This is a genomic window from Ruegeria sp. BHSB056 (assembly GCF_059613305.1).
This window is the reverse complement of sequence record NZ_JBXWSG010000125.1, coordinates 1-7,574: the sequence shown is the minus strand read 5'-3', so window position 1 is coordinate 7,574 and position 7,574 is coordinate 1. Positions and strand designations below refer to the sequence as shown.

Sequence of the window (7,574 nt, the reverse complement as noted above, 5' to 3'; positions counted from 1 at the left end):
GGGCCCAGAACACTTTCGGCCTCCCAGAAACGTTGCCCGAACCGGCGCCCGATGCGCCCCCGGCCAGCCAGAAACGCATACAGGCTGCGCCCCTCGTTCGAGATGGGAAAGTCGATGCCCTCACTCGCGTAAAGTGAGCCGAGACGCTCTTTCAGCTCATGTGCCTCTGGGCTGATCTTGCGGGCAAACAAATAGTCCTGACCCAGAAGCATGTCATAGTGATCGTTGTAGAACGTGACGGGCATTCCATAATCCGAAAACATCAGAAATGTCGGTGTACGGTTTTCGATTTCGCCCTTCGGGATCAGGTGACGAACCAGCGTTTGAAAGAAGGTTTCATCGGGTATCCAGGTGGTCGAAAAAAACCGGATTATGTCCCTACGCTGCTGCAGAAGATCCAGGATCATCTCGACCGTTCGGCGGCGAAGACACCACCATTGGCTGCCAATCATCACCTGAAGGTCTTCGGGAATTTTGCGCGTCAACCCAAAACGCTTCTGCGTTTCATAGGCGGTGTAGAATAGTTTGGGCTGGGCTCGTTCATTGAAATAATGGCGATAGATTAGCCGGTCTTCTTTCATGCCGGTCTTGATCCAGTCGCTTTCGAAAAAGTCGTGGCTTTCAATGAAATCCTTGTCGTGATTATCCAGAAACTGATGGGTGTATTCTGCCGTTTTGATCGCCATGCAATCACCGGACAGCATATAAAAATGCGTGACGCGTGGGAAGGTTTCGACAGCAGCCTGCAGCGCGTTCAGCGTGGCCTGCACCAGCGACCACTCTCCCCAGCCGCATTTGATGCGCCTTTTTGCAAAGGTCACGTTCGGATTTTGATCCAGCGCGGAACGGATGCGCCCGTAAGCTTCGGGGCTGGCGCTGGCGTCAAAGTGGATCGCCATGCAATCGCCCGCAGCAGTCAGCTGTTCAGCCTGTGCAATGATTGCATCAGGGTCCTTATGGCACAACAATATATAGGCAATCTTAGCCATCGAGGTTAGGTAATTTCCGTTTCTGCCCGGTTTCAACCGTGATACTGAGGATGAGCGATTGAATAAACAGAATAATTTTGGTTCCTTGTTATCAAAAGCTGGCATATCGGTTTGAGACCAGACCAGCGTAGGAGGCACAGCAGATGGGTTTTCCCGGTACCTGGATGACCGAGAGCGAAAGCATGGTGTACCGCGTCGTGCCCAAATGCGCCTGCTCGACCATTGGGCAGATCATGTATTATTCGGATCACGGCCAGTTCTTTGACGGCGATATCCATGACGCCAAGGATGGTATGCACAAATGGGCCTTTGATCAGAGCCAGGACCTGATTTCCAAAAATGTGCGCGATCACGCCTCGTATTCCTTTACCTGTGTGCGCAACCCGTACACGCGTATTCTGAGCTCGTTTTTCGACAAGATCTGCGGGATCCAGCGTAACGGCAAACGGTATCGTGGCAATCTGGTGCCAACGCTGATCTACAATTACGGGATCGAAGTGGGCGGAGACGATGGCAAGGGAGAGTTTGACCAGATCGCCAGCTTTCGCCGGTTCCTGTTGTTTGCGCGTGATACCATCCGCTGGCGACGCCCGATGGACCCGGATATTCACTGGTCTGCCATGTCTGGTCATGTGTCGACCTTCATCGTGAACGGCGGTCGTTATGATCGGATCTTCTGGACCGAAGCGTTCAACGATGGGATGCAGGGGGTTCTGGATAATACCAAGCTGAAGCATTCAGTTTCGCTGTCCGAAATACCCCGATTCAACGAATCCGAAGGCCATGGACCCAAGCGCGCACATCCGGTTGAGGACTATTTCGACGACCTGTCGATGCATCTGGTCTATGAAATCTACAAGCAGGATTTCGAGTTGTTCAAATACGATTTCGAAAACCCGGCAAACAAGATGCCGATTGGCGAAATCGATCTGGACGAAATTCACGCCAAGCTGGGCGATTGATGGTTTGAGAGTTTGTATTTCGCTGCGTAAGTAAGTCACTTACGCAGCGCCGTCTTTTCGTCGCGATATCCACGTCAGAAAACCGCATCCAAGACTTCAGGCATATGTAGTTTATTTTTTGCCGCCGGCATTGTCGTTGCCACGACCTCCGCCAGATGGGTTGTTAGTTTGTGAAGGGTACCCAGCTCCGTTTGGATCGTTTTGAGGTGCACCTTTTCCCATATCTTTTTTCCTTTGAATGTTGGTATTTTCCTCACAAATGAGTGAGTGAAGCCTATTTATGTACGCAAAAGCTAGAGTACAACCTTAGCACGAGAAGATCTTGCGAAACACACCCAGAGCTGCAGGTGCGGCTCTGGGTCGATAACTATTTCGCAATCTCAAACCTGACGCACGGCACCTTTTGCCGCGCTGGTGGTCAGCTTGGCATAGGCCTTCAGCGCGGTAGACACCTTGCGTTTGCGCGGCGCAGCAGGCACCCAGCCTTTAGCGTCCTGTGCTTCGCGCCGGGCGGCAAGCTCTTCATCTGAGACGGCCAGATTGATCGAGCGGTTGGGGATGTCGATTTCAATCGTGTCGCCATTCTGGACCAGGCCAATCTCTCCGCCTTCAGCCGCCTCGGGCGAGACATGGCCGATCGATAGACCGGATGTTCCGCCCGAAAACCGCCCGTCGGTTAGCAGGGCGCAGGCTTTGCCCAGACCCTTCGATTTCAGATAGGATGTCGGGTACAGCATTTCCTGCATCCCCGGACCGCCGCGCGGGCCTTCATAGCGGATCACCACCACGTCGCCCTCTTTCACCTTGCCAGTGAGAATATCGCTGACTGCCTGATCCTGGCTTTCGCACACGTAAGCCGAGCCAGTGAATTGCAGGATATTGGCATCCACACCAGCGGTTTTCACGATGCAGCCGTCGCGGGCGATGTTGCCGAACAGAACCGCCAGACCACCGTCCTGACTGAACGCGTGTTCCTTGGACCGGATCACGCCGCCCTTGCGATCGGTGTCCAGTTCCTTGAACCGGTTCGACTGGCTGAACGCCTGTGTGGTGCGCACACCGCCGGGGGCGGCCTTGAACAGTTCCTGTGCCTTGGGGTTGTTGGCGATGGTGATGTCCCAGTTGGCAATCGCCTCTCCCATCGTGGCCGAATGCACGGTGCTGCATTCGTTGTGCAGCAGGCCCGCACGGCTGAGCTCACCCAGGATCGAGAAGATACCACCGGCACGGTGGACGTCTTCCATATGCACATTTTCGGTGTTGGGCGCGACTTTGCAGAGGCAGGGAACACGACGGCTGAGGCGGTCCATATCGGCCATAGTGAAGTCAACTTCACCCTCATGCGCGATGGCCAGCAGGTGCAGCACCGTGTTGGTCGATCCACCCATGGCGATATCGAGGCTCATGGCATTTTCGAACGCATCAAAGGTGGCAATCTCACGGGGCAGAAAGCCTTTTTCGTCCAGATCGTAATGGCGCTTGGTGATCTCGACGATCCGGCGGCCAGCTTCAAGGAACAGTTCTTTGCGGTCTGCGTGCGTCGCCAGAGTCGAGCCGTTACCCGGCAGGGCCAGACCCAGCGCCTCGGCCAGACAATTCATCGAATTCGCGGTGAACATACCTGAGCACGAACCACATGTGGGGCAGGCGTTTTCTTCGATATGCTGAACCTGTTCGTCAGTGAACTTGTCGTTCGCAGCGGCCACCATAGCGTCCACAAGGTCAATCTTCTTGGCCTCCAGATCTGCGATGTCGATCTTGCCCGCTTCCATCGGACCGCCTGAGACGAAAATGGCCGGGATGTTCAGGCGCATGGCGGCCATCAGCATGCCGGGAGTGATCTTGTCACAGTTCGAAATGCAGACCATCGCATCCGCACAATGGGCGTTGACCATATATTCGACCGAATCCGCGATCACTTCGCGCGAGGGCAGCGAATACAGCATCCCGTCATGGCCCATTGCGATGCCGTCATCCACGGCGATGGTGTTGAACTCTTTCGCCACGCCACCTGCGGCTTCGACCTCGCGCGCGACCATCTGGCCCAGGTCCTTCAGATGCACGTGACCCGGCACAAACTGCGTGAACGAGTTGACGATGGCGATGATCGGTTTGCCGAAATCGTCGTCACCCATACCTGTGGCCCGCCAAAGGCCACGTGCGCCAGCCATGTTGCGGCCGTGGGTAGAGGTTCTGGATCGGTACATTGGCATGATGCTGTTTTCCCTGTTGCCTCGGGTTGCATAATTCGGGGTTCGTGCGTTATAGCGCACGTAGCACATGTGCGTTATAACGTACAAGGTAAATCGCAGGGCGCGGGTATGGCTATGGACGACATTACGCTGAAATTACGGGATGTGCGGACAGCTTCGGGGTTGAGCCTGTCTAAAGTCGCCGAGATGACCGGGGTCAGCAAAGCCATGCTAGGTCAGATTGAGCGCGGCGAATCAAGCCCAACGATCGCCACGCTTTGGAAAATCGCCAAGGGCTTTCAGATACCGCTCAGCGGGCTGATCGATACAACGCTGGGCGATCCATCGGTCTTTCAGACTGTTACCTTTCCCGGCAGTATCGAGGTCAAGATCGTCTTTCCCTTCGATCCCGAACTGGGAGCCGAGACCTTTCACGTGAACCTTGCCGCGAACCAAAACCACGAATCCCCGGCTCATGCCGCTGGGGTGACCGAGGAAGTGTTTGTCCTCAGTGGTACTTTGGAAATTCTGCGTGGCGAGGATTGGGTGCCTTTGCAGGCCGGGCAGGGTTTGCGCTTTGCTGCGGACCTGCCGCACGGATATCGCGCCGGTTCGCAGGGGGCTGCGTTTCTGAATATGCATCACTACGCCCAACACACAGAAACTCCTGAAATTGGTAAGGCACCTTAATGACTGCCATTTTTGACACTCTTACCATCGTGGATGCCATCGGCTCATTCGGGGCGCTGATCGTGGTGGCCGCGTATTTCGCGACGCAGATGCGGATGATGAATTCCGATGATCTGGCCTTTCCGGTGATCAACCTGCTGGGGTCTGTCCTGATCGTCTTTTCGCTGCTTGAGAATTTCAATCTGGCCTCGATGCTGATCGAAGGCTTCTGGATTGTGATCAGCATCATCGGCATCATCCAGCATTTCCGCCTGCGCAAGGCGCGATAAATCCAGACGTTCACAAGCGCTAGCGCTATCCAGCCTTGAACGCCCATGCCACGGGGTATAGGGAAACCCCAAGCTCGCTTAGGGGAGGCTTTGATGCTGGACGATCCGAAAACCCTCGTATCCACCGAATGGCTGGCCGCGCATATGAAAGACCCGGATCTGCGGATTCTAGACGGGTCGTGGTATTTGCCCGCGCAAAACCGTGATGCCAAGGCCGAATATGATGCCGGGCATATCCCCGGAGCACGGTTCTTCGATATTGATGAGATATCAGATCACCGTTCCGACCTGCCTCATATGGCGCCGCCGGTCGAAAAATTCATGTCACGACTGCGCGCCATGGGTGTCGGTGATGGTCATCAGGTTGTGGTTTATGATGGTGCCGGGCTGATGTCCGCAGCGCGCGTTTGGTGGCTGTTCCGTCTTATGGGGCAGGAAAACATCGCGGCTCTGGATGGGGGTTTGCCAAAATGGCAGGCCGAGGGGCGCGAGATCGAGGATCTGCCTCCGGTCATTCGCGACCGCCACATGACTGTTCGCGTGCAAAACCAGCTTGTCCGGGACGTCACGCAAGTTTCCGCCGCCGCTAAGCTGGCAGATCACGAGATCATCGATGCCCGCTCGGCCGACCGGTTTGCCGGAACCGCACCCGAGCCGCGCGAAGGGCTGCGTTCGGGCCATATTCCCGGCTCGCGGAATGTGCCCTTTGGGCAGTTGTTGAACGCCAACGGAACAATGAAGTCGCCCGAGGACTGCCGCGCCATATTCGAGGCTGCAGGTGTCGATCTGTCGAAACCGGCGATTACCTCGTGCGGGTCTGGCGTCACGGCCGCGATTCTCAGCCTTGCGTTAGAACGCATGGGCAAGAAAGACCACTCGCTTTATGACGGCTCCTGGGCTGAATGGGGTGCCTTCCCGACCCTGCCCGTCGCAACCGGAGAGAACTGATGTTCGAGAACCTGAAACCGCAGCCCGCCGACAAGATTCTGGCGCTGATGCAGATGTACCGCGAAGACCCGCGCGATCAGAAGATCGATCTGGGTGTTGGTGTCTACAAGAATGCCGAAGGCGTGACGCCGGTGATGCGCGCGGTGAAAGCCGCCGAACAGCGCATCTGGGAAGAACAGGAAACAAAGGCCTATACCGGTCTGGCTGGTGATCCGGCCTATGCGGATGTGATGATCGGTTTGATTTTGGGTACTTCTGTGCCACGCGGCAATATCGCCGCAGTGGCGACACCCGGCGGCACCGGTGCCTGCCGTCAGGCGTTCGAGTTGATCCGGATGGCGAACCCTTCGGCACGTGTGTTTGTGTCGAACCCGACCTGGCCCAACCATCTGTCGATCCTGAATTATCTGGGGATGGAAACGGTTCAGTATCGTTACTTCGATGAAGACACTCGGGGCGTCGATTTCGATGGGATGATCGCAGACCTGAAAACTGCCAAAGCGGGTGACGTGGTTTTGCTGCATGGCTGCTGCCACAATCCGACCGGTGCCAATCTGAATATGGTGCAATGGCAGGAGGTCGTGAACCTGATCAATGCGCTGGGCCTCGTTGCGATGATCGACATTGCTTATCAGGGCTTTGGTGACGGTCTGGAAGAGGATGCGCAAGGCGTGCGACTGGTGGCCTCATCGGTAAAGGAATGTCTGATTGCGGCGTCATGTTCGAAAAACTTCGGCGTCTATCGTGAGCGCACCGGGTTGCTGATGGCCGTCAGTGACAACGCGGCTGAAACGGCGTTGAATCAGGCCACTCTGGCGTTTTTGAATCGCCAGAACTACTCCTTCCCGCCGGATCACGGCGCGCGCGTGGTGACGACCATTCTTATGGATGAGGCGTTGCGGGCAGACTGGGCAACTGAGCTGGAAGAGGTTCGCCTGTCCATGCTGGGCCTGCGCCAGCAACTGGCTGACGAGTTGCAGCGTCTGGCCGGATCCGACCGGTTTGGGTTCATCGCCCAGCACCGCGGCATGTTCTCGCGCTTGGGTGCGGCCCCGGAACTGGTCGAGAAACTGCGCGTTGAACACGGTATCTACATGGTCGGCGACAGTCGCCTGAACATTGCCGGGCTGAACGCAGCGACTGTGCCGATTTTGGCCAAAGCAATAGTGGAACTTGGGGTGTAGACGCAGACGCGACATTTGAAACGAAAACCCGGGCGCGAACGCCCGGGTTTTTTGTCAGGTGAAGGCAAGGCTTAGCCTTTCGAGAATTCGGGGTATGCTTCCATTCCCAGTTCAGCCATGTCGAGGCCGTTGATCTCATCCTCTTCGCTGACACGGATGCCGACGGTGGATTTCAGGATCGCCCACAGGATCAGTGCGCCGACAAAGGTGAAAACGCCGTATGCGACGATGCCCAGAAGCTGCGAGCCCAGGCTCGCGTCACCGTAGAAAATGACGGCGATGGTGCCCCAGATGCCACAGAACAGGTGAACCGGGATGGCACCGACAACATCATCGATCT

The 7,574-nt window shown here is 56.3% G+C and carries 7 protein-coding genes and 1 pseudogene; 5 read left to right on the top strand and 3 right to left on the bottom strand.

Going from position 1 to position 7,574, the window contains the following annotated elements; translation table 11 throughout:
- The coding region (locus AC2FND_RS19030) for a DUF5928 domain-containing protein (protein WP_496771294.1) at positions 1 to 989 on the bottom strand (989 nt) is incomplete at its 3' end.
- Positions 990 to 1,132: 143 nt separating this feature from the next.
- Here AC2FND_RS19030 and AC2FND_RS19025 point away from each other — a divergent pair.
- Positions 1,133 to 1,951 carry a sulfotransferase family protein gene (locus AC2FND_RS19025; protein ID WP_209599235.1) on the top strand — a complete coding sequence of 273 codons (819 nt, stop codon included), beginning with the start codon at positions 1,133 to 1,135 and terminating at the stop codon, positions 1,949 to 1,951.
- Positions 1,952 to 2,331: 380 nt separating this feature from the next.
- On the opposite strand, the gene ilvD is transcribed toward AC2FND_RS19025, so the two are convergent.
- Entirely contained in the window at positions 2,332 to 4,164 is a 1,833-nt protein-coding gene (ilvD, locus tag AC2FND_RS19020; protein WP_496771293.1) for a dihydroxy-acid dehydratase, read from the bottom strand.
- Between the two features lie 108 nt (positions 4,165 to 4,272).
- Here ilvD and AC2FND_RS19015 point away from each other — a divergent pair, with 108 nt between their 5' ends.
- The 4 genes from AC2FND_RS19015 (at position 4,273) to AC2FND_RS19000 (ending at position 7,234) form a co-directional block, all read left to right on the top strand.
- Positions 4,273 to 4,833 (top strand): helix-turn-helix domain-containing protein, encoded by a 561-nt coding sequence (locus AC2FND_RS19015; protein ID WP_496771292.1) that lies wholly within the window; start codon positions 4,273 to 4,275, stop codon positions 4,831 to 4,833.
- Positions 4,833 to 5,102, top strand: coding sequence for a CBU_0592 family membrane protein (locus AC2FND_RS19010; protein ID WP_209507253.1), 270 nt, complete (start codon positions 4,833 to 4,835; stop codon positions 5,100 to 5,102). The genes AC2FND_RS19015 and AC2FND_RS19010 overlap by 1 nt, the downstream gene beginning before the upstream one ends.
- A gap of 93 nt (positions 5,103 to 5,195) precedes the next feature.
- The gene (sseA, locus tag AC2FND_RS19005; RefSeq protein ID WP_496771291.1) at positions 5,196 to 6,050 is read left to right on the top strand and encodes a 3-mercaptopyruvate sulfurtransferase; all 855 of its coding nucleotides are present in this window, start codon (positions 5,196 to 5,198) and stop codon (positions 6,048 to 6,050) included.
- Positions 6,050 to 7,234, top strand: coding sequence for an amino acid aminotransferase (locus tag AC2FND_RS19000; protein ID WP_496771290.1), 1,185 nt, complete (start codon positions 6,050 to 6,052; stop codon positions 7,232 to 7,234). The genes sseA and AC2FND_RS19000 overlap by 1 nt, the downstream gene beginning before the upstream one ends.
- 71 nt (positions 7,235 to 7,305) lie before the next feature.
- On the opposite strand, the pseudogene AC2FND_RS18995 reads toward AC2FND_RS19000, so the two are convergent.
- Positions 7,306 to 7,574, bottom strand: a pseudogene (locus tag AC2FND_RS18995) (ammonium transporter); the annotation flags it as partial.